Origin of the sequence: Bacillus sp. FJAT-45066, from assembly GCF_002335755.1 — a bacterium.
Taxonomy (GTDB): domain Bacteria; phylum Bacillota; class Bacilli; order Bacillales; family Bacillaceae_I; genus Bacillus_CD; species Bacillus_CD alkalisoli.
This window is the reverse complement of record NZ_NISQ01000001.1, coordinates 896,921-923,838: the sequence shown is the minus strand read 5'-3', so window position 1 is coordinate 923,838 and position 26,918 is coordinate 896,921. Positions and strand designations below refer to the sequence as shown.

At 36.0% G+C, this 26,918-nt stretch carries 23 protein-coding genes; 9 read left to right on the top strand and 14 right to left on the bottom strand.

Annotated elements, in window-relative coordinates:
* Window positions 1-8 precede the first annotated feature (8 nt).
* The 4 genes from CDZ92_RS04645 to CDZ92_RS04630 all read right to left on the bottom strand — a co-directional run bounded on the left by CDZ92_RS04645 (window position 9) and on the right by CDZ92_RS04630 (window position 5,074).
* Window positions 9-1,982, bottom strand: a complete 1,974-nt coding sequence (locus CDZ92_RS04645) for an LTA synthase family protein (RefSeq protein ID WP_096153955.1) — start codon at window positions 1,980-1,982, stop codon at window positions 9-11.
* A 185-nt stretch (window positions 1,983-2,167) separates the two neighbouring features.
* Complete coding sequence (locus tag CDZ92_RS04640; protein ID WP_096153953.1) at window positions 2,168-3,031, bottom strand: glycine betaine ABC transporter substrate-binding protein; 864 nt, start codon at window positions 3,029-3,031, stop codon at window positions 2,168-2,170.
* 7 nt (window positions 3,032-3,038) lie between these two features.
* Entirely contained in the window at window positions 3,039-3,881 is an 843-nt protein-coding gene (locus tag CDZ92_RS04635; RefSeq protein ID WP_096153951.1) for an ABC transporter permease, read from the bottom strand.
* Window positions 3,878-5,074 carry a quaternary amine ABC transporter ATP-binding protein gene (locus CDZ92_RS04630; protein WP_096153949.1) on the bottom strand — a complete coding sequence of 399 codons (1,197 nt, stop codon included), beginning with the start codon at window positions 5,072-5,074 and terminating at the stop codon, window positions 3,878-3,880. Before CDZ92_RS04630 ends, CDZ92_RS04635 begins: the two co-directional genes overlap by 4 nt.
* A gap of 347 nt (window positions 5,075-5,421) precedes the next feature.
* On the opposite strand from CDZ92_RS04630, the gene CDZ92_RS04625 reads away from it, so the two are divergent.
* A complete protein-coding gene (locus tag CDZ92_RS04625; RefSeq protein WP_096153948.1) occupies window positions 5,422-5,997 on the top strand; it encodes a GbsR/MarR family transcriptional regulator in 576 nt (191 codons plus the stop codon).
* A gap of 74 nt (window positions 5,998-6,071) precedes the next feature.
* Here CDZ92_RS04625 and CDZ92_RS04620 read toward each other — a convergent pair whose 3' ends face one another.
* Complete coding sequence (locus CDZ92_RS04620) at window positions 6,072-6,572, bottom strand: small multi-drug export protein (RefSeq protein WP_096153946.1); 501 nt, start codon at window positions 6,570-6,572, stop codon at window positions 6,072-6,074.
* Window positions 6,573-6,950: 378 nt separating this feature from the next.
* On the opposite strand from CDZ92_RS04620, the gene CDZ92_RS04615 reads away from it, so the two are divergent.
* Entirely contained in the window at window positions 6,951-7,571 is a 621-nt protein-coding gene (locus CDZ92_RS04615) for a serine/threonine protein kinase (protein ID WP_096153945.1), read from the top strand.
* 90 nt (window positions 7,572-7,661) lie between these two features.
* Here CDZ92_RS04615 and CDZ92_RS04610 read toward each other — a convergent pair whose 3' ends face one another.
* Window positions 7,662-7,850, bottom strand: a complete 189-nt coding sequence (locus CDZ92_RS04610) for a hypothetical protein (RefSeq protein WP_096153943.1) — start codon at window positions 7,848-7,850, stop codon at window positions 7,662-7,664.
* 303 nt (window positions 7,851-8,153) lie between these two features.
* Between CDZ92_RS04610 and CDZ92_RS04605 the strand changes: the two genes are divergently transcribed.
* Window positions 8,154-10,148, top strand: coding sequence for an alpha/beta hydrolase family protein (locus CDZ92_RS04605; RefSeq protein ID WP_096153941.1), 1,995 nt, complete (start codon window positions 8,154-8,156; stop codon window positions 10,146-10,148).
* Window positions 10,149-10,740: 592 nt separating this feature from the next.
* Here the strand turns inward: CDZ92_RS04605 and CDZ92_RS04595 are convergent.
* From CDZ92_RS04595 to CDZ92_RS04570, 6 genes are all read right to left on the bottom strand, one after another.
* Window positions 10,741-10,899 (bottom strand): DUF3934 domain-containing protein, encoded by a 159-nt coding sequence (locus CDZ92_RS04595; protein ID WP_096153937.1) that lies wholly within the window; start codon window positions 10,897-10,899, stop codon window positions 10,741-10,743.
* A gap of 89 nt (window positions 10,900-10,988) precedes the next feature.
* Complete coding sequence (locus CDZ92_RS04590) at window positions 10,989-12,683, bottom strand: ribonuclease J (RefSeq protein WP_096153935.1); 1,695 nt, start codon at window positions 12,681-12,683, stop codon at window positions 10,989-10,991.
* Window positions 12,684-12,764: 81 nt separating this feature from the next.
* The gene (locus tag CDZ92_RS04585; protein WP_096153933.1) at window positions 12,765-13,517 is read right to left on the bottom strand and encodes a YibE/F family protein; all 753 of its coding nucleotides are present in this window, start codon (window positions 13,515-13,517) and stop codon (window positions 12,765-12,767) included.
* On the bottom strand, window positions 13,514-14,653 hold the full coding sequence (locus tag CDZ92_RS04580; RefSeq protein WP_441296491.1) for a YibE/F family protein: 1,140 nt from the start codon (window positions 14,651-14,653) through the stop codon (window positions 13,514-13,516). Before CDZ92_RS04580 ends, CDZ92_RS04585 begins: the two co-directional genes overlap by 4 nt.
* Before the next feature lie 167 nt (window positions 14,654-14,820).
* Window positions 14,821-16,263, bottom strand: coding sequence for a DEAD/DEAH box helicase (locus tag CDZ92_RS04575; RefSeq protein WP_096153931.1), 1,443 nt, complete (start codon window positions 16,261-16,263; stop codon window positions 14,821-14,823).
* A gap of 143 nt (window positions 16,264-16,406) precedes the next feature.
* Window positions 16,407-17,939 carry a malate:quinone oxidoreductase gene (locus tag CDZ92_RS04570; protein ID WP_096153929.1) on the bottom strand — a complete coding sequence of 511 codons (1,533 nt, stop codon included), beginning with the start codon at window positions 17,937-17,939 and terminating at the stop codon, window positions 16,407-16,409.
* Between the two features lie 300 nt (window positions 17,940-18,239).
* Between CDZ92_RS04570 and CDZ92_RS04565 the strand changes: the two genes are divergently transcribed.
* Both CDZ92_RS04565 and CDZ92_RS04560 read left to right on the top strand, forming a co-directional pair.
* Complete coding sequence (locus CDZ92_RS04565; protein ID WP_096153927.1) at window positions 18,240-18,545, top strand: hypothetical protein; 306 nt, start codon at window positions 18,240-18,242, stop codon at window positions 18,543-18,545.
* Window positions 18,546-18,692: 147 nt separating this feature from the next.
* Window positions 18,693-20,420: an ABC transporter ATP-binding protein gene (locus tag CDZ92_RS04560; protein ID WP_096153925.1), complete on the top strand. Its 1,728-nt coding sequence runs from the start codon at window positions 18,693-18,695 to the stop codon at window positions 20,418-20,420.
* A 162-nt stretch (window positions 20,421-20,582) separates the two neighbouring features.
* Here CDZ92_RS04560 and CDZ92_RS04555 read toward each other — a convergent pair whose 3' ends face one another.
* Window positions 20,583-21,593: a DUF3231 family protein gene (locus CDZ92_RS04555; RefSeq protein WP_096153924.1), complete on the bottom strand. Its 1,011-nt coding sequence runs from the start codon at window positions 21,591-21,593 to the stop codon at window positions 20,583-20,585.
* 356 nt (window positions 21,594-21,949) lie between these two features.
* Between CDZ92_RS04555 and CDZ92_RS19845 the strand changes: the two genes are divergently transcribed.
* The 4 genes from CDZ92_RS19845 to CDZ92_RS04540 all read left to right on the top strand — a co-directional run bounded on the left by CDZ92_RS19845 (window position 21,950) and on the right by CDZ92_RS04540 (window position 26,074).
* Complete coding sequence (locus CDZ92_RS19845) at window positions 21,950-22,099, top strand: hypothetical protein (protein ID WP_176483712.1); 150 nt, start codon at window positions 21,950-21,952, stop codon at window positions 22,097-22,099.
* Window positions 22,100-22,407: 308 nt separating this feature from the next.
* On the top strand, window positions 22,408-23,877 hold the full coding sequence (locus CDZ92_RS04550; RefSeq protein ID WP_176483711.1) for a spore germination protein: 1,470 nt from the start codon (window positions 22,408-22,410) through the stop codon (window positions 23,875-23,877).
* A 5-nt stretch (window positions 23,878-23,882) separates the two neighbouring features.
* Window positions 23,883-24,983 (top strand): GerAB/ArcD/ProY family transporter, encoded by a 1,101-nt coding sequence (locus CDZ92_RS04545; RefSeq protein ID WP_096153922.1) that lies wholly within the window; start codon window positions 23,883-23,885, stop codon window positions 24,981-24,983.
* Window positions 24,980-26,074 (top strand): Ger(x)C family spore germination protein, encoded by a 1,095-nt coding sequence (locus tag CDZ92_RS04540; protein WP_176483710.1) that lies wholly within the window; start codon window positions 24,980-24,982, stop codon window positions 26,072-26,074. Before CDZ92_RS04545 ends, CDZ92_RS04540 begins: the two co-directional genes overlap by 4 nt.
* A gap of 238 nt (window positions 26,075-26,312) precedes the next feature.
* Here the strand turns inward: CDZ92_RS04540 and CDZ92_RS04535 are convergent, their stop codons facing one another.
* A complete protein-coding gene (locus tag CDZ92_RS04535; protein WP_096153919.1) occupies window positions 26,313-26,915 on the bottom strand; it encodes an SCO family protein in 603 nt (200 codons plus the stop codon).
* Between the last annotated feature and the right edge of the window lie 3 nt (window positions 26,916-26,918).

Sequence of the window (26,918 nt, the reverse complement as noted above, 5' to 3'; positions counted from 1 at the left end):
ATTTTCGCTTATTTATCAAATAAAAGTCTTCTATAATAATCCAAGTCTAGTATTCTAGAAGAAACATAAAAGCGTTGGTTTACATCGTTTGCTATACGATCTATATACGGCTGGTCCACATCCGTACCTTCATTTGGAGTAAATTCCCCTGTACGAGAAAGGTACTTTCCTTCTTTTGTAATAAAGCTTCTATCTCTAAAGATAACTAATGGTTCTATATCAGAGAATATATCTCTTCCCATTAGTAAACGAGAATCGAATTCTATTCCTAATAGATTTGAGATGGTAGGCATAATATCAAGGCTAGAGGTTGGTTCATTAATAACAATGCTCTCCTCGCCATGCGCATAAATAATTAGTTCACTTTTGTGAATGCCGAAGTCGATATCCACTTCTTTGCCTGATAATTCATTTATCGTTTCAAAATCCAATCCATATGGATAATGGTCCGCACTTATCACAATCAACGTATTCTCTAACACTCCTGCTGCCTCTAATTCGTTCAAAAGGTATTCCATTGCTAAATCAAATTCAACTTGTGTCGCAAGATAGGCTTGTGCTTGCGTTGAAAGATCTAAATGGTCCACATAGCTTTTATTTTTCCATGCCATTGCTTGACCGAAGAAATTGTATTCTAAATGCCCGCTTACTGTCATGTAGTATACATGAAATGATTCGGAATGGATAAATTCTGGAATGGTTTCTTTCATCATTTCTAAATCAGAAGGAGGCCATGACTTTTCTACATTTAAGCCATTCCCAATCCCCTTATAATCATATCCCATATTAGGATGCGATTTATCTCGGTCGTAATACGAATAGGTATAATTATGATACGCTTTCGTTGTGTAACCTAGGGCTCTTAATTGATTCCCCATAGCGAACGGTTGATGATTTTTGCTTGAACGAGAATAGCTCCAAACGGCTGGCTTCGGTATAAGCCCAGTGGTTGCTACATATTCACCGTCAGAAGTACTCACATCCCAAGTAGGTACATAGAAATCTGTAAAACGAAATCCCTCATTTACTAGTTTGTAAAGAGTTGGTGTTACTTCTTTATGTGCAGCATAAGGAGCAAACGCTTCTGCAGTGATAAAAATGAAATTGTACCCTTCAAATTTCCCAGTGTATTCATTCTTTTTTGAAGGTTGGCGTTGTTGGAAGTAGTAATGTAATTGTTTTATTCCCTCGTCTTGTTCTTTCTCTATTAATGTATCAAAATCAATTTCTAGTTCATTGTATTTTATCTCAACTTCTTTATTATTTGGGGGCTTTTTCTCCTCTTCTGTTTTCCCCCCAGCCTCAACAGGTGGTAATGGAATGTTTACACTAGGGCTCCATTTCGTCACGTGACGTTGAATATCTAATCTTAAAGTAGTCAACAGCCCTAAACGATCTACAGATAAAACAGGGGAACTACTTTTATAGTAAAGATCATAAGCAGAATTCGCCCGATGATCATCTCCAAATGAAATAAATAAAATACCAACAGAATGCATTAGGAAGAATAAGAAGAGATAAAGAAGAACTACTTGTTTCTTAAATGGATGGAATGTCATTTTATTTCGTATGAAAAGGAATGGAAGTAGGATCGCGGGTAAAAAGGTAAGTAAAATCCAATGGAAATTCAATTTAATTGTTCGAAACATTGTATCCTTAAACCCAAAAACTTGCCCAGCATTCCCAGCAGACGAAAAGTTATAGATGGTTTTGAATACATCGTGGTATATAAATTGACTGGTGTAAAGAATACCCATTATAAATAAAACAATTATGGTAAGAATCTTATTTAACGTAACCCACTTAGTAGATACTAAAACACATAGTAAGAATGCTAATGAAATAGAAAATAAGGTTGAATAAAATAGCCCTGTTGAAAAAAGTTCAATAGCATGGTTATCTGAAATGATACGAAATAGTATCTCCATAAACAGTAAGGAAGCAACAAAATAAGAAAGCAATAGAAAGCCGGACCTTTGCATCAAGAACAACCCCCTTTTCTGTATATTTTGAGTAGAATCAAATAATATTTATTCTAACCTCTGTTACAATATATGCAGCTATTTTTTTTATTTATATCCTTTCAAAAAGATTTTGTAAAGGTTTTCATAAAAAAAGGATGAATCAAAAGGCTTTTCCCTTTGATTCATCCTTACCAATTTAAAAATTAATTACCAGTCATCGCTTTCACTTCATCTTGGTGGTTATCAATCCACTCTTGAGCAACTTCTTCAGCATCGCGACCTTCGTCTTCGATTTGTACGATCATCGCTTCGATATCCGATACGTTCATACTCCAATTACTTAAGAATTCGTAAGCCTCTGGAGCTTTTTCTTTTAAATCATTATTCGTAATAACATGCACTTCAGAAGTATCAAAGAAGCCTTCCGGACTTGGTAAAACCTTTAAGTCATAATTCGCAAACATTGGATGTGGTCTCCATCCTAAAAATAGTACTGGTTCTTCATTTGCCATCATACGTTGTGCTTGTGCTATCATTCCACCTTCACTTGACGGAACAACTTCTAAGTCTAGTCCTAATTCTTCAATCATTTCACGAGATGTCATGGTCATACCTGCACCTTCTTCAATACTGTATAACTTTCCATCAAATAAGTCTTCATTACCAATCAGATCTTCAACAGAGTCAATTCCTTCTACATACGTTGGAATAACCCAACCTAATTCTCCATCAAGATAACTTACAGAAGTACTTGCTATATTGTCCCCAAATTGCTCCATATAATTCGCATGCATAACTGGTAACCATGAATCCATAAATACATCTAAATCTCCACGGGATAAGCCAGTATAAACTCCCCCTGCATCTGCGTTTGTTTCCTCCACTTTATACCCCATGTCTTCTAAAAGTAATTTTGCTACTTTTGTTGGAGGTACTGTACTAGTCCAAGGTGTCACACCAAACTTAATCGTTACATCCTTTGAATCTCCACCTGTACTTCCATCATTACTTGAACACCCTACTAATATAGTAAAAACTAAAATAAACAATACACTAATCTTCTTCATTCCCCACTCACCCTTTTCTCTTTTTTGTATTACCTAATCCTTGTGTAATGCGGTCTAGTATAATAGCTAACACTACAATACCTAGTCCCCCGACTAACCCTTTTCCTACGTTTACACTAGAAATTCCCGCTAAAACGGTCGAACCTAAACCTGGTGCACCAATCATAGAGGCAATAACAGCCATGGAAAGTGCTAGCATAATAGTTTGATTGACTCCAGCCATAATAGTTGGAATAGCAATCGGTAATTGTACCTTCGTCAGCATTTGCCAAGGTGTAGATCCAAAAGCCTTAGCTGCTTCTACCATATCTGTTGGTACTTGCTTAATACCTAAGCTTGTCATTCTTACTGCTGGAGGTGTAGCAAATACAAAGGTAGAAATAACTGCCGGTACTTCTCCCAAGCCAAATAGTAAGATAGCTGGAATTAAATATACAAAACTTGGTAAAGTTTGCATAAAGTCTAGGATTGGTCTCACTAATGCATCTAACGTTTTATTTTTCGCTGTTAAAATACCTAGTGGGATTCCAATAATAATAGAGAATAACGTAGCAACTACTACTACTGCTAATGTAAGCATTGCTGCATCCCACAAGTTAACAGACCCTAAATAAAGTGCACCGAAAACGGTAAATATAGCGATCCCTTTCCCTGCAAACTTCCAAGCTAAGATAACTAGAATAAGTGCCATAATCTCTGCTGGTATAAAAGTAAATAAATCTGCAACACCATTAATAAAGAAAGAAATAATGCCTCTGATGAAATCAAAGAAGCCACCAAATATGGGAATTAAATACGTATAAACGAAATGATTTGTCCAATCTTCTAATGGAAGTGTGAAGTAATTCATGTTGTCACCTCACCTTGCTCTTTACCTAAAACGAGACCAGATAAAATAGATACTCTCACGATAATTCCTAGTAATCTATCATCTTCTACTACCGCAATTGGATACTTCGATTCCGCCGCAACACCAATTAATTCACTCAACGGCGTATCAGGTGCAGTTGTGTGGTACCCTTGTTCTAATACATCTTCCACCCATTTAATTTCTTTATAAGCTTCAATTGCTGCATCAATCGTTAGTATACCTTTTAACTTTTTATCTTTATCCACAACAAAAATACTAGATATACCCGCTTCTTCCATCTTTTTCACCGCTACTCTTGGGCCGTCTTTCCAAACAGTCACGACATCTGGCTTCTTCATAATGTTGGAAGCAACTAAAACCTTTGAACGGTCTACATCTTCTACAAAGTTATAAACGTATTCATTTGCTGGATTTTCTAAAATTTCTTCTGCTGTGCCAATTTGGACAATTGAACCGTTTTTCATAATGGCAATTCTATCTCCTAGTTTTAATGCTTCATCTAGGTCATGCGTAATAAATAGAATTGTTTTGCCATACTTACTCTGCAAGGTTAATAGCTCATCTTGCATTTCTTTTCGAATGATAGGGTCTAACGCACTGAATGCTTCATCCATCAGTAGAATATCAGAGTCATTAGCAAGGGCACGAGCTAGTCCAACTCTTTGTTGCATTCCACCACTTAGCTCGTCTGGATAACTATTTTCATAGCCTTTTAGGCCTACATCATAGATAGACTTTAATGCTTTCTCTTCTCTTTCACTCTTTGAGACACCTTGAACCTCTAGACCAAATTCCACATTTTCCTTAACTGTTCGATGTGGAAATAAGGCGAACTTTTGAAAAACCATTGCAAGCTTTTTTCGTCTAATATCAATAAGTTCGTTTTTGTTCATCTTAGTAATGTTTTCTCCATCGATAAGTACTTCTCCATCTGTCGGTTCAATTAATCGATTAACAAGACGAATCAATGTAGACTTTCCACTACCAGAAAGACCCATAATAACAAAGAACTCACCAGCTTTTACTTCAAAAGAAGCTTTATTCACACCGACAGTAAGGCCAGTCTCTTCTAAAATCTGTTCTTTGTCTTGACCTAGGTTCAATCTATTAATTCCTTCCTTTGGATTTTTCCCAAAAACCTTTGTTAAATTATGTACTTCAATTTTATTCATTCGTATTTCTCCTTTGGCGAAAGCTTCTCACTGAATACACGGATTATTCCGTTAATCATTCTTGTTGCTAGTCATAAAAACAGGTGAAAAGTAATATATTCAATAATTTTGTCTATGTTTGTTCCCTTATTTGGTACTTTCTTATTATACAAAGTGCATATTTTTTCCACAAAGTCCATATACCTTGATATTTCTATCGTATAGTCCGTACAGTTTAAACTGTACGTATAAAACACACTGAATTCTTACAATTGCGACCAAATGCTCCATATTACAGTTATATTACAAATTTTATTTTATAATTAAATATGATACGCTAAAGGTAGAAATTTCAAGGAAGTGAAGTAATGGAAATCACTAATGAAAAGCTCTTAAAGGCTCGAGAGCGATTTATTGATAGCATGGCACAAAACATGAGTTTATATGGTATAACCCCTTCTGTCGGAAGGTTATATGGTCTACTCTACTTTAGTGAAAAACCGATGACGCTAGATGAAATGAAAGAAGAGCTAGGCATGAGCAAAACAAGTATGAGCACTTCAGTCAGACAGCTCCAGGAAATGCAAATGGTAGACAAGGTGTGGAAAAAAGGAGATCGTAAAGATTATTACGAAAGTAACGATGATTGGTTTAAATCGTTTGTTGGTCTTTTCTCTATTAAATGGCGCGCAGGTATTCATACTAATATAGCAATGATAGACAAATCATTAATAGAATTAGAAGAGATCATTCAGGACCCGTCTACACCTGATGATTTAAAAACAATGACTAAATTTGATATCGACAAACTCCATTATGCTTTAGAATATTATGATTGGTTAAACCGACTTGTCGATGATTTGGAATCAAACAAAATATTTGACTATATTCCGAAGAAAAAAGATCAAGAAGTTTCAAGTCTTATAAAAAAATCGTCTAGTTAAAAACTAGACGATTTTTTATGTGTAGGATACTCTTTCTCGATTAAAGACTCAATTAATTTCTACAACGTTAATCTTTATTCGTTTTCAATGATTTGCTTAAAAAATCCTCTGTCCCCATATCCTAAAAAATCTACCCCAAAATGAGTTAATACAGCAAAAACAATGCTCCAAACGATGATGCTTGTCGTCATCCAAATAGAGGTTCCTTTTTTCGTTCCTCCAAATGAAAGACTCATAAATGCGGCAAGATGACTACCTACAATAAGTGGGCCGATGAATGCAAGACCTGGCAAGCCATATTTCTGCCATAGCTTTTGAGCACGTAATGCTCTTTTGCTCGGCTCCCTTTCCTCTTCTTCACCTTTACGTTTCTTTCTCCATTCTTTAAGTTTATTGATAAAAATAATCAGCAAAATGACAGTCAATATGTTGCCAAGTATAGCTAGTATTACAACTGGTATTACTGGTAAGCCCGCGAAAATAGCTAGAGCAATTACTCCGTATCCTTCAAAAAATGGAATGGCTGCTAAAACGAATACTACTATGTACGCCCAAAGGAATTCTAAGTATCCCATCACTAGATCCCCCCTATGTATTTCAGTTTATATATATACTCCACTTTAACAAAAACGTCTAATAATATAAAGTCATAGTAGTAATTAGTTCTTGTCCAACCTATGGAAGTTTACAAGTATATAATATACATTGACAAAACTCCTTCCATATCTTATTCTTATTTTACAAATAAATATTCCTATTAAAGGGGAGTAGCTTTTACAATACATGTCGTCATGACAGAGCAATATTGCTCTCGGCAGTATTGGCAACATTACGTTGTTAGCAAGACCTTTACCAGATGGTAAGGCGCCTTTTAGATATTCTGTTAACCAACCTTTACCATATATGGTAAAGGTTTTTTGTTTTTCTAGCAGACTATCAGGAGGTAACGAACAATGAAAACATATGAAGAACTAGCTAATAGCGTTATATATAAAATATATGGATCTACTGTTAGATTGCTTGACAAGGCAAATGAGCTAGAGCTTGTTGGTAAAGGACGAAGTGCGTATGCATTCAAAATTAAATCTACAAACTTAGTTATAAAAGTGTACTTTCCTACACATAGAGAAATAGGAAAAGAAGAGACTACTGTTTACACCATGTTAAAAGAAAACCCGTTCTTCCCTACATTACATGCTTATGGAGAGAATTATATTGTGATAGATTATATTTCCGGTCAAACATTTTTCAATTGCCTTATAAAAGGTATTCCGATAAAGTATAAGCACATTTTAGAAGTTGATATGGCATTAAAGTTGGTCAGAGGTGTTGGATTAAATCCTTCTGATGTGCATCTACGTAACATCATTCTTACAAAAGATGGCCATGTGAAATTGATTGATGTGGCACGATTTCGCCAAAGAGGAGAATGTTCTCAATGGGAAGATTTAAAGAAGGCATACAAACTCTACAGAAGAAGATTCATACCTAAACAAATCCCCACTTTTCTTTTGAATAGCGTTGCTTTTATTTATAAAAAAAGATGGTTTAAAGCGTGGATAAAATACATTTAACTTAGGTGCCTGTTCCTCTACACGTTAAAATTTTTTATACGTTTCTGGGGCTGGCAATATTAATGAGAAATGAAACCCCGTTCCCATTTTTCACTTTCTAGTAGCTTGGTGTCTCTGATCTGCAGCAAGTAGTATAATTAACACCGCAACAAACAACGTTAAAGCTGAAATAATATTTAACCAAAAATTAGTAAAAGCTAGTAAACCACTAACTAAAACTAACGAGAAACCAACTGCAAATAACAGCTTATGTGGTACGTTTTTTAATTTATCAATCACTAATTTCACCTTTTTCTATTATTTACTGTTATTACTTCTACATATGTATTCTACATAAATATTACAATTCCTACTTTACACTACGATGTATCAAGGTGTCTGACCCCTCGACTCATTTTTAAAATGAGAAATGAACCCCGTCCTCATTTCTCACTGAAAATACTGAACTATCGAATAAATCATTTTTACTTCGCTCCTCGAAATGTTATGATAGATTTATAGATTTTACATTATGGGGTCAGACACCTAGATTCATCGATGCATCAAGGTGTCTGTCCCCTCTACTCAATGGAGGTATGGATGATGGCAAAACGACCTATTACGGCAGATGATTTGTGTAAATTTAAGTTTGTAGGAGATCCGCAAGTTTCCCCTACGAAAGATAAGGTAGCCTATGTGTTAACGCATGTAGATAAGGAAAAAGATGGGTACTATTCTTATATTTATTTAACAGACCTTAATGGAAACGGAAGACAATTCACTTCTCATTATTCTAAAGATCACTTAGTGAAAGATGTTACTCCAAAATGGTCTCCTGATGGAAGTACGCTTGCGTTTCGATCTAACCGTACTGGCAAAAATCAGGTTTGGCTTTTACATACGGATGGCGGTGAGGCTATCCAACTAACAGATGTGAAGCAAGGAATTGGTGAGTTTACTTGGTCACCTGATGGAAAGCAGCTTGCTGTGACTGTGCATGGTGCATTGGATAATTTTTCAGAAAAGGAAAAAGAAGATGAGAAAAAAAGTGATGTGAAAGTGATTACTAGACTTCGTTATAAAGGTGATGGGGTTGGGATTTATAATGAAGATCGTAAGCATGTGTACTTGTTTGATATCGAGACAAAAGCGTTTAAGAAGGTAACGGAAGGTGAGCATGATTTCGGTCAACCTCGTTTTTCTCCGGATGGCAAGAGCTTGATCTATGTTGGTACGAAGGCGGAAGATAAAGAGTGGGGTTACTTACCTGCGATTTGGAAATATGATTTGGATACGAAAGAAGAGTCTTTGGTTTACGATGGAAATGGATACATTATGGCACCATCCTTCTCGCCTGATGGGAAATGGCTAGCGTTTGCTGGACATACTCGCGGAGAAAGAAGCCAAGGTAACTCTAATGTTCTTCTTCTATCTTTAGAAACTGGTGAATGTAAGAATTTAACGGAGCATTTTGATTACACAGTTGGAAATCTTGTTGGGGTTGATGCAAAGTATGATACGGCCGAAACTCGTTTAATTTGGGATGATGCGAGTAAGAACATTTACTTCAACGCTACTGTTGGTGGCGATTGTCAGTTATTTAAGGTGAGTGTGGACGGCGAGGTTTCTTCTGCTCTATCACCGGCTGTGGCAAGTGTTACTTCGTATGATGTATTGAGTGATGACAAAGCAGTTCTTGTACTTGCTACTCCTCATTCTACTGGTGATTTAGTTGTGCAAGATTTGAGTGAAGTGGAAAATGTGGTAAAAGTTACGGATTGGAACGAGGAGCTTTATAAAGAAGTGCACTTAAGCACACCGGAAAACATCCATTATATCAGTACGGATGGTGTGGATGTGGAGGGTTGGATTTTGAAGCCTTTCGGTTATGAAGAAGGCAAAAAATATCCAATGATCCTGCAAATTCACGGTGGTCCCGCAACTGCGTATGGGAACGGGTTACATCATGAAATGCAGTTAATGGCTGCTAAAGGCTATGTAGTTCTATATACGAACCCGCGTGGAAGCCATGGATATGGTCATGAGTTCGTAAATGCTGTTATCGGTGATTACGGTGGAATGGATTATGAAGATATTATGGCTGGTGTGGATTATGCGTTGGCGACCTTTGATTATATTGATCAAGAGGAGTTATTTGTTACAGGAGGAAGTTACGGTGGGTACATGACGAACGTTATTGTTACTCGTACAGACCGTTTTAAAGCAGCTGTTACGCAACGAAGCATCTGTAACTGGCATAGCTTCTACGGAACGAGTGATATTGGTTTCTTCTTTACGGAATGGCAACACGGTAAGGCTGATCTGTGGGAGGATTATGAAAGATTGATTAAGCTGTCCCCTCTTCACTACGCTCGTAATGTTAAAACACCAACGTTAATTTTGCATAGTGAACAAGATTTACGTTGTCCGATGGAGCAAGCAGAGCAATGGTATGTGTCGTTGAAGCGTTTAGGTGTGGAGACAAAGTTAGTTCGCTTCCCTGATGAGAATCATGACTTGTCCCGTTCTGGTAAGCCAAAGCATCGTTTGGAAAGATTGGAGCATTTGATTGGATGGTTTGAGGATCGTCGTAAATAAGTAAGATAAAAAAGTGCCAGCCCCCCGCCTAGTTAATGTTTTATAAGGCTTGGGGGCCTGGCACTTTTTTAGCACTATTTTAATTGAGTCCGTTTCATAATGTATGACTACTAATTGAAAAAAGAATAATAGCAACGTATTCTGTATTTATACACCTTAATAAAAACATATTATTTTGTATATCACTAAACTATTCGTTTTTCAACGTAATTACGAAATTGATTCAATTATATAGATTGATAAAGTAGAATAAAATTGGTAATGCAACTAAGACTATAACCACACTTTGAACAAATGTAAGTATGATATCCTTTTTCCAGGAATTTCGATAAGGATAGCGATTGTTTACTCTTTGGAAAAATAGAAATACTACCCAACAAAATAGTATGGAATTAATTGCGGATAATACGCTTTCGTAATACATATTGTTTCCCCCTGACAATGCCTAGAATAGTACTTTAGGAGATAAGGTGCAAAAGTTTCATGACATGGTCTTCTCCCCCATTAAGTTGTTACTTTCTATACGTTGGTTGGAGAAGAAAAGTTTCATGTTTTTTGAATTTTCAATAATTTATTGCCTTATAATGCGATATTAAACCCCGTCCCCGTTTCTCTCATCAGTAGGGTTTTTCACGCCTTTACTTTTATAAGGTTTTGCACTCTTTTTCTTGTTTGCACTTGATTGCCAGCGGTTCCAGCCTTTTTTGCCTGTCCCTCTTCCAGTTCCACCTTTTGATTTAGCTTTACTCATCTCAACACCTCCTTGAATAATATGTTAAACAGTTAAGTTAGACCCACCAATAATGGTGAGTCTTATCGATGACCTCTGATTTTCTTCCGTTATAATTCAATAATTATAGGCACAATCATTGGTTTTTTCCTCGTTTGATTGAACACATATTGTTGGATGGATCTTTTTATTTCTTTTTTTAGTACATTTGCTTTTATTTTATTCGTTTCTTTAAGCTCACTAATCGTTGTTTTCGTGATTCGGTTGATGTTTTTTCGTAGTTGTGAGAAATCGCCATCGGTATATCCACGAGAGATTGTTTCGGGCTCAGAAAGTAGTTTTCCTTCTACTTTATTCATAGTAAATACAATGATGAGCATTCCATCCTCTGAAAACTGTTGACGGTCTCGTAATACAAATTCTCCAACATTTCCAACAGCTCCACCTTCTACGTATGCATTTCCAATAGGTACGGTTCGAGTTTGTCGGGCAATAGATTGTTCAATATCCACTACCTCCCCGTTTTTGAGAATAAACGTGTTTCCTTGCTCTACTCCTACTTGTTCTGCCAACTGACGGTGATGGTGTAACATTCTCAATTCCCCGTGAATCGGAATAAAATATTTCGGTTTCATTAATGTTATCATAAGTTTTAAGTCTTCTTGATAACCATGACCAGAAACATGCATTCCGGAAGAACTTCCTGATCCATAAATGACGTTTGCTCCAATCCCAATTAGGTTGTCTACAATACTCGTTACTTTACGTTCATTACCTGGGATAGGACCTGCCGCGAAAATTACCATATCATCACTTAAAATTTCGACACCGCGAAAGTTTCCAGTAGACAAGCGAGCAAGTGCGGCATTTGGTTCTCCTTGACTTCCTGTACATAAAATCGTTACTTTTTCAGGAGGTAGTTCATTGATTTCTTGTTGGTCTATCATCATACCATCTGGAACGGTTAAATACCCTCTTTCCATCGCAACATCTACTACATTCACCATACTGCGACCTAGTAACGCTAGTTTTCTGTTCGCTTTTTGTGCGGCATTCACGACTTGTTGAACCCTGCTAATATTAGATGCAAAAGTAGAAACGATAACTTTTCGTTTTGCTTTCATAAAAGCCGATTCCATATGTTCAGCGACCATCCGTTCGGAAGGAGTCAAGCCAGGACGTTCTGCATTTGTACTCTCCGACAGTAATAGTAATACTCCTCCATTACCGATTTCAGCCATTTTATGAATATCGGAATGTTGTTCATTTTCAGGGGTTAGATCAAACTTAAAGTCACCAGTATGCACAATATTTCCCTCTGGTGTTTGAAAAACGATTCCTAAACAATCTGGAATACTATGGGTCACTTTAAAAAAGCTTACGCTTATGTTTCCAAAACTCAAGTTTGAATCCGAATTAATTTCTATAAGTTCGCTTTCCCTTAATATTTTGTGTTCTTTTAATTTTAGTTCAATTAAGCCCAATGTAAATCGTGTAGCGTATACAGGTACATTGAATTTTTTCAAAAAGAACGGGACTCCACCGATATGATCTTCATGTCCATGCGTTATAAGTAAAGCCCTAACTTTCTCTTTATTTTCTTCTAAGTACGTCATATCCGGGATAATCAAATCAATTCCTAATAGACTTTCATCCGGAAACTTATTGCCACAATCGATTATAAGTATATCGTTTTCATATTCGATTGCATACATGTTTTTGCCAATCTCATTCAACCCACCTAGGGCGTAAATAGATAGTATGCTGTTATTTTGGTTCAAGATAATACCTCCCAATAAATACATATAGCCTTAGTATGCCCTTTAATGAGAAATAGGGTCAGGTGTTTCGACAAACCAATTTTTGGTTGGTTGCCCTCAAACCATCTATTTCCTTACCAACGCAAACGCCGTAATTATAGCCGTTATCGGTATAGTAAGCGCTACGCCGATTCCTGCAACGAGGATTGTTAGCATTTCTGCACTAAATACTTTGGAATTGACTATTTGCCCAAACGAGTAAGAAACGTCTTTAAACATGATAAGTAATGCCAAGTATCCACCAAAAAACGCGAAGAATAACGTATTTGTGCTTGTTCCTAAAATGTCCCTACCTATACTAATACCTGAATGGAATAATTCTTTCCTTCCCAACTTCGGATTGTGAAAAGCTATTTCGCGCATCGGAGAGGAGATTGAGATAGCAATGTCTACAATCGCACCAATCGTACTCGTAATGATTACCGCGACTGCCAGCTTCATAAAATCAATGCCAATAAAAAGAGAAAACGTGCTAAAGTCGTCAATTTCTTCTACTCCAAAGCCTTGAATCATGGTACTCTCCGTCACTAGTACGATAAAAAATAACAGTATAATGAACGTAACGATTGTGGAAATAAAAGCAGTTATTGTTTTTATATTTACTTCATTAATAAAGAACAAATTCACACAACTAATCAACGTACATGCAATTAAAATTAACACAATTGGATTGGCATTTGGGTCGGTCATAAAGAGAACCGCAAAAAAGAGCACAACAAAGTTGAAAAACAATGCAATAAACGACCTGGCCCCTTTTTTTCCGCCAATAAGCACCATTAATATAAATAAAATTAGCGATAATACGATTAACACATTCATTGTGTTGCCCTCATTCTATTAATAAAGAAAATCGTGATATACATACCAATTGGGATTGTAAGGACGATGCCAATTCCACCGGCTAGTGCTCTTGCTATATCCAGTGAGAGATTCATTGTAAACATGTAACTCCACATAATGTCATTTTTCATATACAATACAAGCGTTGGGATGGAACCACTTATGTATACAAAAAACAAAATATTAGACATCGTTCCCATAATATCTTTGCCAATATCCATCGCCGAAGCTTTCAACGCTTCTACCGAGATTTGGTTGTTTTTTTCATACAATCCAAAGATGGAAGAAGACATCGTAATGGCAACATCCATTACTGCTCCAAGTGATCCAACTAACACACCGGCGAGAAAAATCATTTCTGGATTTCGGGTTAAAAATTGCATTTCCTCATAACGTAGCCCTTGACTGTTACTTAACCAAATGACGAGATAGGCTATAACGATTAATACGAATGTTGCTACTAATGTCGCTATAATGGCTGCATACGTTTTTTCATTAAAGCCGTTTACGAACAAAAAGGAAATAACCGTAAAGAAGAGTACACTCACTCCAGCAATTAATACTAAGTTCCAATGTGGCCTACTTAAATAGACATCTAACGTGTAAGATAAAATTACAGCATTGATCCCTAAAGTTAAAATAGAATACAGTCCTTGTTTTTTCCCAACAATAAGTAGCATGAAAATAAATATCCAAGCAATAATCATAAGATGTTTATCACGTTTCAGGTCAGATATTGTACCAGTTAAGCCTGAATTCTCATCAACCTTCGAATCTATATTTACAAACACTTCATGACCAACCTTATACGGATTGTCATACGCACCAGATGTAGAATATTCATTAACGAACGTAATAAACTGACCTTTTTCCTCTCCGTTTAACACTTCCGCTATGATTCTTTGATTATGTAAAACATCCTCATTCCCAAACATGTCCATCGTTTCCTTCGTATCTTCTACTTCCACTTCTAGCACTTTTGCAATCGGTTGTTCATAAAACGAATGGTTATTGTAAACGAAAACAATAGACGCAACAAAGCAGACTGCTAAAAACGTGTACAACGTAATTTGTATGTATGTTATTTTTCTCATTTTATCTAACATCATGTTCAAGTATAAACCCCTCCAATTACCTGATTTCTATCTTAACAGAAATGCGAAATCGCGGACAGGTGTTAGTCCCTCCTCGAGAAGGATTTTTTATGAAGAGTAGCAAACAGAAAATGGGACCTGACCCACAGTGTATGAATAAACCGTAGGTCAGGTCCTAAAAAGTATTATTATTTAACTGCCTTGCTTACTTTCAGTTTCTTTCCTTTGACCGTTAAATCTTGCATTGCTTGAATGACTAGTGAACCTTTTCCGTTCAGGATGTCGACATATGTCATGGAGTCTTGAATGGTAATGATTCCGATGTCATCGGAATTAATACCAGGAATGTTTGTGATTGTTCCAACAAAGTCAACTGGTCGGAGTTTCTTCTTTTTCCCACCACTAAAATGTAGTTTTGTTATATCTTTGTTGATTCGTGCTGTTTTATTATTTTTCACCACACGGCGACCACTAATTTTTTCATCAAATGCAGCTTGTCCTTTTGAAACTTCTTGAGCTTCAGGTGCTTCCATTGTAGGGATTTCAAAGCCGATATATCGCTCGATTGCTTTGACAAATTTATTTTCGTAAGGTGTTGCAAAAGTAATTGCTTTTCCTTTATTACCAGCACGGCCAGTTCTCCCGGTACGGTGAACATAGCTTTCTTTTTCCATTGGAACGTCGTAGTTTATAACAATCGTTACATTATCAATGTCAATTCCTCTAGCTGCTACATCTGTTGCAACAAGATAGCGGAAATTCCCCATTTTAAAACCATTCATAACAGCAAATCTGTCCTCTTGCTCCAGTCCACCATGCAGTTTTTCACAAGAGTAATTCGCTTTTTCTAATTCCATAAAAACAGTATCGACGTTTTCTTTTGTTTTACAGAAAATGATACAACTGTCTGGATTTTCGACAACGGTAATGTCTTTTAAAAGCGCAATTTTATCGGCCTCTTTCACTTCTATTAAACGATGATCGATTGTGTTTGTTGTGATTCCGGTAGAAGCAATTTCAATGTGAATAGGATTTCTCATGAACTTACTGCATAATTTTTCTACGTCACTTGGTAAAGTTGCTGAAAACAACATGGAAACTCTGTTTGATGGGATTTTAGAAATAATAGCTTCCACATCATCAATAAAGCCCATGTTTAGCATTTCGTCTGCTTCGTCTATGATTAAATATTTGATTTCGTCTAAGACTAGTGTTTCTCGTTCAATATGATCCATTACCCGACCAGGTGTACCTACTACTACATGTGTTTTTTGTTTTAATTCTTCTTTTTGTTTGGCGAACGGTTCTTTACCATACACCGCCATCGCTTTTATTCGTTTGAACCTACCAATGTTTGTTACGTCTTCCCGCACTTGAACGGCAAGCTCACGAGTTGGGGTAAGAATTAATGCTTGTGGTTTTCTTTCTTCCCAATCAATTAATTCACAAACCGGAATACTAAACGCAGCTGTCTTTCCACTTCCTGTTTGTGATTTTACAACTAGGTCGTTCTTTTCCAATGCTTTTGGGATTACTTCAGATTGGACCTCTGTTGGTGTTGTATATTTCAGCACATTAAGTGCTCTGCTAATTTCTTCACTTAATCCATACATTTCAAAACTTTTGTTCATCTACTTACCTCATTTATTATAATTTATCCGACTTCTACATCATACTTCAAAATCTGACTATGTTTATTATACTTCAAATAAGAGAAACAATGTGTAAGAACCGGATGAAATCAAAAAAAAGCATAGACCGCCAGATTGGCAGTTTATGCTTCTTGTAACATTTTTGCTTTTCTTTTAAGTGTTGCAGACCTTTTGCCTGTGAATCCAAGCGTTTTTGAAGTTGTTGCATGAATTTCTTCAATGAGTGCAGGCTCATGCATTAATGACAAGCCATATGAAGGAATCATCTCTTTTATCTTTGGTTCCCAAGAATGGATATATTCCGGGAAACATTTTTCCATTAATTCTAACATTACAGATACGGCTGTTGAAGCTCCTGGAGAAGCTCCAAGTAATGCTGCAATCGAGCCATCTTCAGCAGTAATTACTTCTGTTCCAAACTGAAGTGTTCCCCTGCCGCCAGCTTCTGTATCTTTTATTACTTGTACACGTTGTCCGGCTACAATTAAATCCCAATCTTCACTTTTGGCGTTCGGGATAAATTCGCGAAGTTCTTCCATACGCTGTTCTTTCGATAACATCACTTGCTGAATCAAGTACTTCGTTAATGGCATTTCTTTTGCACCAGCTGCTAACATTGTTATCACATTGTTCGGCTTAACGGAAGTGATTAAATCAAACATAGAACCAGTTTTTAAGAACTTTGGTGTAAATCCAGCAAAAGGTCCGAATAGTAATGATTTTTTATTATCGATAAAGCGTGTGTCAAGATGCGGAACAGACATCGGTGGAGCACCAACTTTTGCTTTTCCGTATACTTTTGCATGATGCTGAGCGATAATTTCTGGATTTTTACATTCCATAAAAATACCGCTAACTGGGAATCCTCCAATACCTTTTCCTTCAGGGATACCTGATTTTTGAAGTAAATGGATGCTTCCTCCCCCGCCTCCGATAAAGACGAATTTTGCCGTATGACGTTCAACTGTACCAGTAGCAAGGTTCTTTACTTTTAACTCCCACCTGCCGTCGCTAGTACGATTTATACCAGTTACGCTATGGTTGTAATTTAATTCAACATTTTTTTTGTTTAAGTGGTCAAACAACATACGCGTTAATGCGCCGAAGTTGACGTCTGTACCTGTATCAATTTTAGTAGCCGCAATAGGTACTTTTTGTTTCCGATCTTGCATAATCAGCGGGACCCATTCCTCTAGCGTTTCTGGATTTTCGGTATATTCCATTCCAGCAAATAAAGGGTTACGTGAAAGCGCTTCAAATCGATTTTTCAAGAAAGAAACATTCAGCTCCCCTTGTACTAAACTCATATGAGGTAATTGTTTAATAAAATCTTGTGGATTTTTAATCAACTTGTTTTCAACAAGGTATGACCAAAATTGCATCGACACTTGAAATTGTTCATTTATTTTTATTGCTTTGCTAATATCAACCGTGCCGTCTGGCTTTACATTCGTGTAGTTCAGCTCACATAATGCAGCATGTCCAGTTCCTGCGTTGTTCCATTCATTAGAACTTTCCTCTCCTGCACGTTCAAGCTTTTCAAACACTTTTATGTTCCAGTCTGGTGCTAATTCTTTTAACATAGCCCCTAAAGTCGCACTCATGATACCAGCACCAATTAAGATAACGTCTGAATTTGTTTGTCTGCTACTCATTTCTACCTTCCTTATCCCCTAAGATGATTTACAAAAAGGATGTAGGCGTACCTACTATAACCCCTGTCGTCTGCCAAGCAGTACTTAGGCACACACCAATTTGAATTCATTTTAACCTATTCATAGTGTATCATTATTTTTAAAAAAATTAAAATACTTATTTATTAATATATCAGCCTTGCACGAAATCAACAGGCATTAGTATTAAATTATCTATATTTAGAATTATGGTGTAAACAGAAACAATCCACATGATATAATTATCTTGGAAAGTTATATATAAAGGAAGGTAAGAGAATTATGATTCAAAATGGAGATATTACGGAAAGATTAAACGGTTTAATTGGGAAAGAATTAACGGATGAACATTTACATGAAGCGCTTTTTTGTGAGAAAAAACATAAAAAACTACTTGTTCGTTTTCAATTAGGAAAGCAATCGTATGTAAAGTTTAGAACACGTTTTCTCGATCACCTTGAGATGACACCTCATGCTGAAATACATGTGTTAGGAAATCCAAATAAATTTAGTGTGAAAGTGGAGCGAAAAAACGATAAAGTCTTCATTATTTCTGAAGCAAGAGTTAATTATAATTATTTGTTATAACTTCATGTTAAAAGCTGTTGAAGCTAACTCAACAGCTTTTTTTATGAAAGCAAACCAACTCCCCCTTTTCATAATTTTAGAAATTTTTCTATTGTTAATTTTTCTCTTTTCAACTAAAATTTAATAGTTACTTTGGGGGTGCCTTTTATGATAAAACGTTTTTTTAGTTATTACAGGCCACATAAAAAGCTTTTTTACATTGATTTTGTGTGTGCGGTTTTTGTTGGTTTATTAGAGCTTGGTTTTCCTCTAGCAGTGTCCTGGTTTATTGACAGTCTACTTCCTGACGGAAATTGGAGTACGATACTTGCAGTTAGTGCTGGATTACTTACTCTTTATCTATTAAGCTCCAGTATGCAGTTTGTCGTCAACTATTGGGGACATAAGCTTGGGATTAATATTGAAACAGATATGAGAAGGGAATTATTTTATCACGTGCAGCGCCAAGGGTTTACCTTTTTTGATAATACAAAAACAGGCCACGTTATGAGTAGGGTTACGAACGACCTGATGGATATTGGCGAGCTTGCTCATCACGGACCTGAAGATTTGTTTATTGCTATTATGACCTTTATCGGTGCGTTTTGGATTATGCTAGTCATCAATACTAAACTTGCACTTGTTGCGATTATTATTGTTCCGTTTCTCGTATGGCTTATTTCTTACTCCAACATAAAAATGAATCAAGCATGGACGAAGATGTACGGAAATATTGCGGACGTGAATGCTAGAGTGGAAGATAGCGTTTCAGGCGCACGTGTTGTTCAATCTTTTACAAATGAAGAATATGAAAAGAAGCGCTTTGATGAAAACAATCTATTCTTCCGTGCTTCAAAATTAAAAGCTTATAAAGTGATGAGTGTGAATTTATCAGGAATTTACATCACGACTCGCCTCATGACTTTAGTTATATTAGTTTATGGAGCTTGGCTAAGCTTTTCGGGTGCATTGACTTACGGTGAATTAGTGGCGTTTATTCTATATATAAACGTGTTATTTAAGCCAATTGATAAAATTAGTGCATTACTAGAGTTATATCCAAAAGGAATGGCTGGTTTTAAGAGATTCACAGAGTTAATGGATCAACAACCAGATATTGAGAACCGTCCGGATGCTATAGAAGTTCCCGCATTAAATGGGAATATTGCATTTAATAATGTGAGCTTTGGCTATGATAAAAATAGAACTATCTTAAGTGAGTTAAGTTTTTCTATTAAAGCTGGCCAGACTGTTGCATTTGTCGGACCTTCTGGAGCTGGAAAAACGACGATTTGCTCGTTAATCCCTCGTTTCTATGACGTGGAAGAAGGTTCTATTACAATAGATGGAATGGACATTCGAGATATGACAAAAGAATCTCTTCGTTCTAATATCGGAATTGTACAGCAAGATGTGTTTCTATTTACAGGTACTTTAAGAGAAAATATCGCTTATGGAAAGTTGGACGCAACACAAGAGGAAATGGAAGAGGCATGTAGACGTGCCCACCTTACCGAATTGATTGCTTCCTTACCAGATGGGTATGATACTCAAATTGGTGAAAGAGGATTGAAGCTGTCTGGTGGACAAAAGCAGCGTTTGTCTATTGCTCGTATGTTCTTGAAAAATCCACGCATTCTCATTTTGGATGAAGCAACGTCTGCATTAGATACAGAAACAGAATCTATTATTCAGGAAGCATTGACAGAACTTGCTAAAAATCGTACGACACTAGTTATTGCACATCGATTGGCAACGATACGTAATGCCGACAGAATTCTAGTAGTGAACGAGAATGGTATCGTAGAAGATGGAACTCATGCGGAATTGCTTGCCAACAAAAATGGAATTTTCACCAAGTTACACTCCCATCAGCACGCATCCATCTATTCATAGGTTGATGGTTTCTCAAAATAGTGTTTGTCCCCGCACGAATAAAAGCATTGAATTGCATAGCAATTTAATGCTTTTTTCTTTGTTTACTGAGCGACAGATTGATAGTTCATAAGTACTTAGGGGTACTAAAATCCCTTCTTCTCCCTCTACATCCGCCTAATATTATTTCTTTTTTGCTAATTTTTCATGGTCAGTTGCCATTGGTGGTTGTTCCATCCATTCATTATCGATAAGAAGGTTCATACCATCTTCTGCCAATATTCCTATTTCAGCAATCATTTTAGCGTAGTGTGCCGATAAATCCAATCGTTGACACATAGACATCGCTTCTCCATAATACCCAATAGCTGAAGAAAGTAAGCTGGCAACTAAGTACAACATCAGTTTATCGGAAAAAGGAGCAATAGTAGAATCCGTAACTTCTGTATCGTAAGTACTCGGAATATGTAGATTGTCCTCTTTTAACATGGATGCTAGAACTTCAAAATGTTTATTACATAAATGCCTAGCTCTTTCCATATATTTGCGAACTTCTTTCGAATGAGCCACTTGACTAAAACCTAATTCTAAAACCGATTTTGACATTGTTTTTTTCATGTTAAGAAAAGCACCACTAACTTCTAATGCAGAGATTGGTCTACGTTTTCCAAACCAACCAGTTAAAAATTTTTGTTTACTTATAAATTCAACTGATTGATGGTTGTTAAAAGTTGGCGGTTTAGAAATAATTCCTTTATTTAAAAGGGTTTCAGTTGCCATATCATGCAGTTCCATTGTTTCGGAAATTACTTTCATAAAATATTTTCTTTGATCTGCTCTTACAGTGGAAGCTAAAGCACCGGCATATCTTGTTAATCCATGTATCGCCATAACGTGAATATACACAATTAAATAAGTATCAGTAAATAATGCCGGAGCATCTTCTTTAACATCCTCATCTGTAAAGCCCTTGGGGATTGGAAATTTTTCATTTGTTAAAATACTTTCTACTTTTTCAAGATGACTCTCCGATAACTTAAGCGCATACCTCAAGACAGCCGCTATATCTTTATCCTGAACATTGTGAATAAAATAGCGAAGCATGCATCGGGACAAACTATCGTTTATGTATTGTGACCAAAGATTAGCTAGTTCTGTGGAAGTAATTCTAGTACTATGGGTGAATTTATCCATCTTAAACCTCCCGTGAATTTTTGGGACAGTTCCATTGATCCATTTGAGCCAACATCCTGTTCCAAAATTTACCTTGTTTTGAAAAATCCTCTTTTAAAATATAGACTTTTTTATGATAGCCAACCAAATTATTTTCTATGTAAAGTTCTTCTAATTTCTAATGCATAAATTTTTTGAGTTTCTTTATACATATAAAGTTACGAAGACTAAGAATTTCCTATTGTATAATAATTTATTTGGAGTTTACTTAAGACCTAGGCACGTTTGGGTTAAATTCCCTATCCCCTAAGTTCATTTGTATATTTTTATAATTTCTGTATAATCTAACATTATTAAATTTATGGGGTGGTTTTTTTATGTTTGCAGACTATAAAGGAAAATTATTAATGGTTATTTGGATGGGAGTTGGAAGTGCCATTTTATCTAGTATATTTAGTTCCGTTATTATTGCATATGTTTTGAAGATTCATAAAAGAATTAATGAGCTTCCACACATAAAAAACTAGAACTACATACAAGTTAAAAATTAGTAGTATAGGAAATGAAAAGTTAGAAAAGCTTTCTGAAATCGTATCCCAAACAAGTTGATGATAGCACGAGGTGCGAGACTCCTGCGGGAGAAGTGCGTCAAGGGAGACCCCGCAGGCAAGAAAGCGCTGAGGAGTAGTTTTTTTCACGACAGTGAAAATAACCTTCCTTTTGACCACCCGCGGAAAGCGAGTTCCTCTTGCTATCATCAACATATAATACCGTTTCAATTTCTTTTCAGGGTAGCATCTATATTTTTAGTATGAAATGAAGGGAAGTTAGTATTTTGTCCGAGAAACTAACCTCTAATAAGAAGTGTAATGTATCATCGGATGAAGCGGTTACAAAAGAGTTATTACTTCTTCATTTGAAAGATATACATGACTTAGTTCAAAAGGAAATTTTTGTTGAAGATGAAACAATCACTCTATTTTATTTATCTACATTAGTTGATGTGATGAGAATTGATGACCTTCTAATTGACCCTTTGAACAAAGCCACTTTACTTAATGAAGTGCATATTACGTTAAATAAGTATAGATCGTTTTCTTCCGAAACAATCCAGGAACTATTACATGATATTGCAAGTGGTTCCACAGTTGTGTTTGCTGAAACAACTCAACAGATTTGGGTAGTCCCTACATTTAGTGTGACAGAACGTTCGATAACAGCTCCAGAAAATGAAACGACTATTTTAGGGCCTCAAGATGCTTTTATAGAATCGATTGAAACGAATATATCTCTTTTAAGAAGAAGAATTAGATCCACTCAACTTAAGTCAAAAACCATCTTCCTCGGAACGGAAACGAATAATTCCGTCACAATCATGTATATGGCAAATATTGCGAACGATGAAAATGTAGCAAGGGTAATGGAAAGACTGAACAACATAGAATATCAAGGTTTTATTGGTATGCCTGTCTTAAAGCAATTATTAGAGGACAAGCCTTTCTCTCCTTTTCCACAATTCGGCATAACAGTAAGAACAGATAACGCAATGAACGAATTGTTAAATGGGAAAATACTGGTGATGTTAAACGGGAGTCCTGAGGCGGCTATTTTACCGGCTACTTTTTTAGAAATGTTTATTTCTCCGGAAGATTCTTATAATCGATGGACAACTGCAACGTTGTTACGAACAATAAGAGTAGCTGGATTCTTTCTCTCTATCTTATTAACTTCCACTTATGTTTCCGTTTTAACTTTTCATCCATCTATGCTACCGCCTCAATTACTGACTATAATAGCAGATTCTCGAGCAAAAGTTCCTTTTCCACCCATTTTGGAAGTTTTAATTATTGAGTTGGTCATTGAAATTTTACGGGAAGCCGGTTCTAGAATGCCTACAAAAATCGGACAAACAATTGGTATCGTAGGTGGTATTGTCATTGGAACAGCTGCTGTAGAAGCCGGTTTAGCAAGTAATATTTTAATTGTATTAGTTGCAACATCTGCATTACTATCCTTTATTCCGCCTAACTTCTTAATGAGTAATGCGATTCGAGTTATTCGTTATTTATTTATCATTACAGCTGGATTATTCGGGATGTTTGGACAATTTGTAACTCTTGCCTGGCTTATGAATCATCTGCTAAGTTTAACTTCACTTGGTTCATCCTATTTTTCCCCGGTAATACCAAGAAAATGGTCGGATTTATTAAATAGTATCATACGCGTACCTGTAAATTACATTATTAAAAGACCTGGTATTTCGAGAGCAAAGAAAGACTTGATTAGACCATTAGATGAGGAGTAAGGGTTATGAACAAGGAGCGAATTGAGAAGCTCGATCAATATCATGTAATATTTTTAGTCCAAAATATCATGATTGGTATTGGTTTGCTTTCGTTGCCAAATGAGGTTAGTGTTTTAGGGTATAACTCTTGGCTTGTTCCAATTATCCTTGGAATTATCGCTAATATTCTTTTAGTGCCCATCATTATATTATGTAGTAAATTTCCACAAGATCATTTTTTGAAAATTGTGGAAAAAGTATGGGGGAAATGGTTAGGAAAACTTATTCAACTTATTATTTTACTCTACGGCGTAATCCAAGTGGCCACCGTTAGTCATACCTATTTGCGACTAGTACAATCCGTGATTCTACCTCATTTCACGTTATTTGTTACTTCTATTCTCTTGTTTATCCCACTCATCCTTATTGCTCAAGGTGGGATAGTAGGTATAGCTAGGTTTTGTATATTTTCCTTCTTTGCAACAATATGGATGGTCTTTTTCCTAAAGTGGGCATTCCAGACAGGTGATTTTGTACATCTTATTCCTACCTTTGAGGTTAGTTGGGCCGATTGGGGCCTAGGCATTCATCAAGGTTTCCAATCTTATTTCGGTTTTGGCCTCATTGCATTTTTTTATCCAAATATTATCAATAAACGAAAAGCATTACTTCATGCTTCCATTGGAATATGGATTACGGTCGCTACATATACGGTAATCGTAATAGCTAGTGTTGTATATTTCTCAAAATGGCAATTAAATAATCTACTTTTTCCTATTTTGAACTTGTTTCAGGCAGTAAAATTAGCATTTGTTGAGCGCATTGAAGTTTTTGGAACTTCACTATGGGTATTTCTAGTATTGTCTACTGCAGCGGCATATTTATGGGTAGCAAAGAAGTCGCTAGATTCCTTCATCTCTAATCATAAAAATAGAACTTGGCACTTATACGTTGTTGCGTTTGCTTCTTGGTTTTTGATGAATGGGCCCATTCCATTTCCGATGCAACTTCTTCTATTTGCCGAATGGAGCGTATTTTACGGCTATATTTTACTCTTACTACCGATTTTATTACTTATTACTTACTATCTAAGAAGTATGATGAAGAAAAGGAGCGGAAATCAGTGAGAAAATTTAAAATTCTAGCTGTTGTAGTTCTCATTTTTCCTCTTCTTTTTGGTTGTAATGACCCTTCTGTAGAATATCCTGTGATAGAAGATTTAGGGATGGTAGGAATTATGGGGTTTGATTATGTGGATGAAAAACATGCCAAAGTTACGGTTACTCTTTCTCCATCTAGAGAAGAAGAGTCTTCTCAAATGGGGACAGCAATCGTGGAAGTACCACATCAAGCAGTTTTAGAAGTTTCCACTCAATCGGATAAGCTTTTATCCCTAGCACAATTACGAGTGATTTTGTTTAGTGAAGAATACGCTACTAAAATAGGCATATTTGAAATGTTGGAACATCTTTATCGCGACCCTTTGGTAGGGTCTAACGTTTTAATTGCTGTTGTTAAAGGTTCGGTTGAAGATATACTCTCTCAACCTTACAATAATAATCCCGAAATAAATATATATTTCAATGAACTACTTACTCCTAGAACCATTGTTACCTTTAATCCATTCTCTACTGTTCATTCATTTATAAATAAATATACAGATCAAATTTCTGATCCTATTACCCCCTATCTAGAATTAATAGAGGACAGCGTAAAAATTACAAAAGTAGCACTATTCAAAGGAGATAAATTAATTAGAGCCATTACCCCTGAAGAAGCAAAACTGATTGAAGGACTAAAAAAAAGAAAGAAAATACCAGATATGAGTGTTAATTATCAGGATGATAAAATAGCAGTCCTACGGTTTGTAAATACTGACTTTAAGCTTGTAACTAATAGTGATTTAGAAAACTTAACCATACACTTAAACTTAAATGTAAAAGGAAGTCTTGTGGACTATGAGGGTACTATGAAATTCGATAAAGTTCAACATCAAATAGAAATTGAACAAAAAATAAATGAAGAGTTAAATAATAATCTAGAAACAGTAATCCAACTATTTCAAGAACTAGAAATTGACCCACTTAGTTTAGGAAAAAAAGTATACATTAAAAATGCGAAAAATTGGTCTAAAGAAGAATGGAATAAGGCTTTTAAAAATGCGAATGTAGTCGTTGATGTTCAAACTACTATAGTTTCACCAGGGACTATCCGGTGATGAGGTTGTTTGTTATTAGTTGAATTTTGTGTGTCGAAGCTAATTATCAGGTAGGGTTGCGTTTATATTATAATTATTTTCAATTTTCAAATGGAGTCTTGACTAAATTTGCTGCGGGATAGGTTTTATGGAGTTGGTGTAGCATACATTGGTCCACGTTTAACAAATAAATACATTGTAAAAAAAAAGTGCCCGCTCCCCAAGTTAAATTCATTAACACTATGGGGCGGGCATTTAGTTACTTAAACTCAGAACTCAAAAGCTCCATGTCTCTTATAATTCCTTCAAGATTCATCGGTTTCCCTACATTCGCCATAGTATAGATGGCACGTATCATATTTTCCTTATCTAGCAGATACATATTAACAGAATGGGCAATTACCTTTCCGTCTTGGATTTGGTATTGCATTTGGAATGCATTTGCTATTTTCCTCGTTTCTTCTTCGCTCCCCCTTAACCACTTCCACCCAGAAGGATTGGATTGAAAGATTTCCGCATAGTTTTGGATTACTTCCTCTGTATCATTAGTAGGATCTAATGTAATCGACACGAGTTCCACTTTATTTCCTAACAAATCATTTTCCTCTAACCGAACTTGTAACTGGGCTAAGTCAACCATCGTAGTTGGACAAATATCGGGACAATAGGTAAAGTAAAAAGCTACTAACTTTACTTTCTCATTATCAAACTTGTATATTTGTTCAGAAACAACTTCTTCTACTACAAACGGCTCCACATGCTTTAAACTTGGCAAAATTTCTTCATTCGGCCAAAGCCAACCAACTAGAAAAAAACCAACACCACTTAGGAGTAAAAGAATCCATTTTCCAATCTTATTCATGTT

Coding starts and splice junctions, on each gene's coding strand:
- CDZ92_RS04645 (WP_096153955.1), bottom strand. CDS start 1,982: ATGCAAAGGTCCGGCTTTCTATTGCTTTCTTATTTTGTTGCTTCCTTA.
- CDZ92_RS04640 (WP_096153953.1), bottom strand. CDS start 3,031: ATGAAGAAGATTAGTGTATTGTTTATTTTAGTTTTTACTATATTAGTA.
- CDZ92_RS04635 (WP_096153951.1), bottom strand. CDS start 3,881: ATGAATTACTTCACACTTCCATTAGAAGATTGGACAAATCATTTCGTT.
- CDZ92_RS04630 (WP_096153949.1), bottom strand. CDS start 5,074: ATGAATAAAATTGAAGTACATAATTTAACAAAGGTTTTTGGGAAAAAT.
- CDZ92_RS04625 (WP_096153948.1), top strand. CDS start 5,422: ATGGAAATCACTAATGAAAAGCTCTTAAAGGCTCGAGAGCGATTTATT.
- CDZ92_RS04620 (WP_096153946.1), bottom strand. CDS start 6,572: ATGGGATACTTAGAATTCCTTTGGGCGTACATAGTAGTATTCGTTTTA.
- CDZ92_RS04615 (WP_096153945.1), top strand. CDS start 6,951: ATGAAAACATATGAAGAACTAGCTAATAGCGTTATATATAAAATATAT.
- CDZ92_RS04605 (WP_096153941.1), top strand. CDS start 8,154: ATGGCAAAACGACCTATTACGGCAGATGATTTGTGTAAATTTAAGTTT.
- CDZ92_RS04595 (WP_096153937.1), bottom strand. CDS start 10,899: ATGAGTAAAGCTAAATCAAAAGGTGGAACTGGAAGAGGGACAGGCAAA.
- CDZ92_RS04590 (WP_096153935.1), bottom strand. CDS start 12,683: ATGTATTTATTGGGAGGTATTATCTTGAACCAAAATAACAGCATACTA.
- CDZ92_RS04585 (WP_096153933.1), bottom strand. CDS start 13,517: ATGAATGTGTTAATCGTATTATCGCTAATTTTATTTATATTAATGGTG.
- CDZ92_RS04575 (WP_096153931.1), bottom strand. CDS start 16,263: ATGAACAAAAGTTTTGAAATGTATGGATTAAGTGAAGAAATTAGCAGA.
- CDZ92_RS04570 (WP_096153929.1), bottom strand. CDS start 17,939: ATGAGTAGCAGACAAACAAATTCAGACGTTATCTTAATTGGTGCTGGT.
- CDZ92_RS04565 (WP_096153927.1), top strand. CDS start 18,240: ATGATTCAAAATGGAGATATTACGGAAAGATTAAACGGTTTAATTGGG.
- CDZ92_RS04560 (WP_096153925.1), top strand. CDS start 18,693: ATGATAAAACGTTTTTTTAGTTATTACAGGCCACATAAAAAGCTTTTT.
- CDZ92_RS04555 (WP_096153924.1), bottom strand. CDS start 21,593: ATGGATAAATTCACCCATAGTACTAGAATTACTTCCACAGAACTAGCT.
- CDZ92_RS19845 (WP_176483712.1), top strand. CDS start 21,950: ATGTTTGCAGACTATAAAGGAAAATTATTAATGGTTATTTGGATGGGA.
- CDZ92_RS04545 (WP_096153922.1), top strand. CDS start 23,883: ATGAACAAGGAGCGAATTGAGAAGCTCGATCAATATCATGTAATATTT.
- CDZ92_RS04535 (WP_096153919.1), bottom strand. CDS start 26,915: ATGAATAAGATTGGAAAATGGATTCTTTTACTCCTAAGTGGTGTTGGT.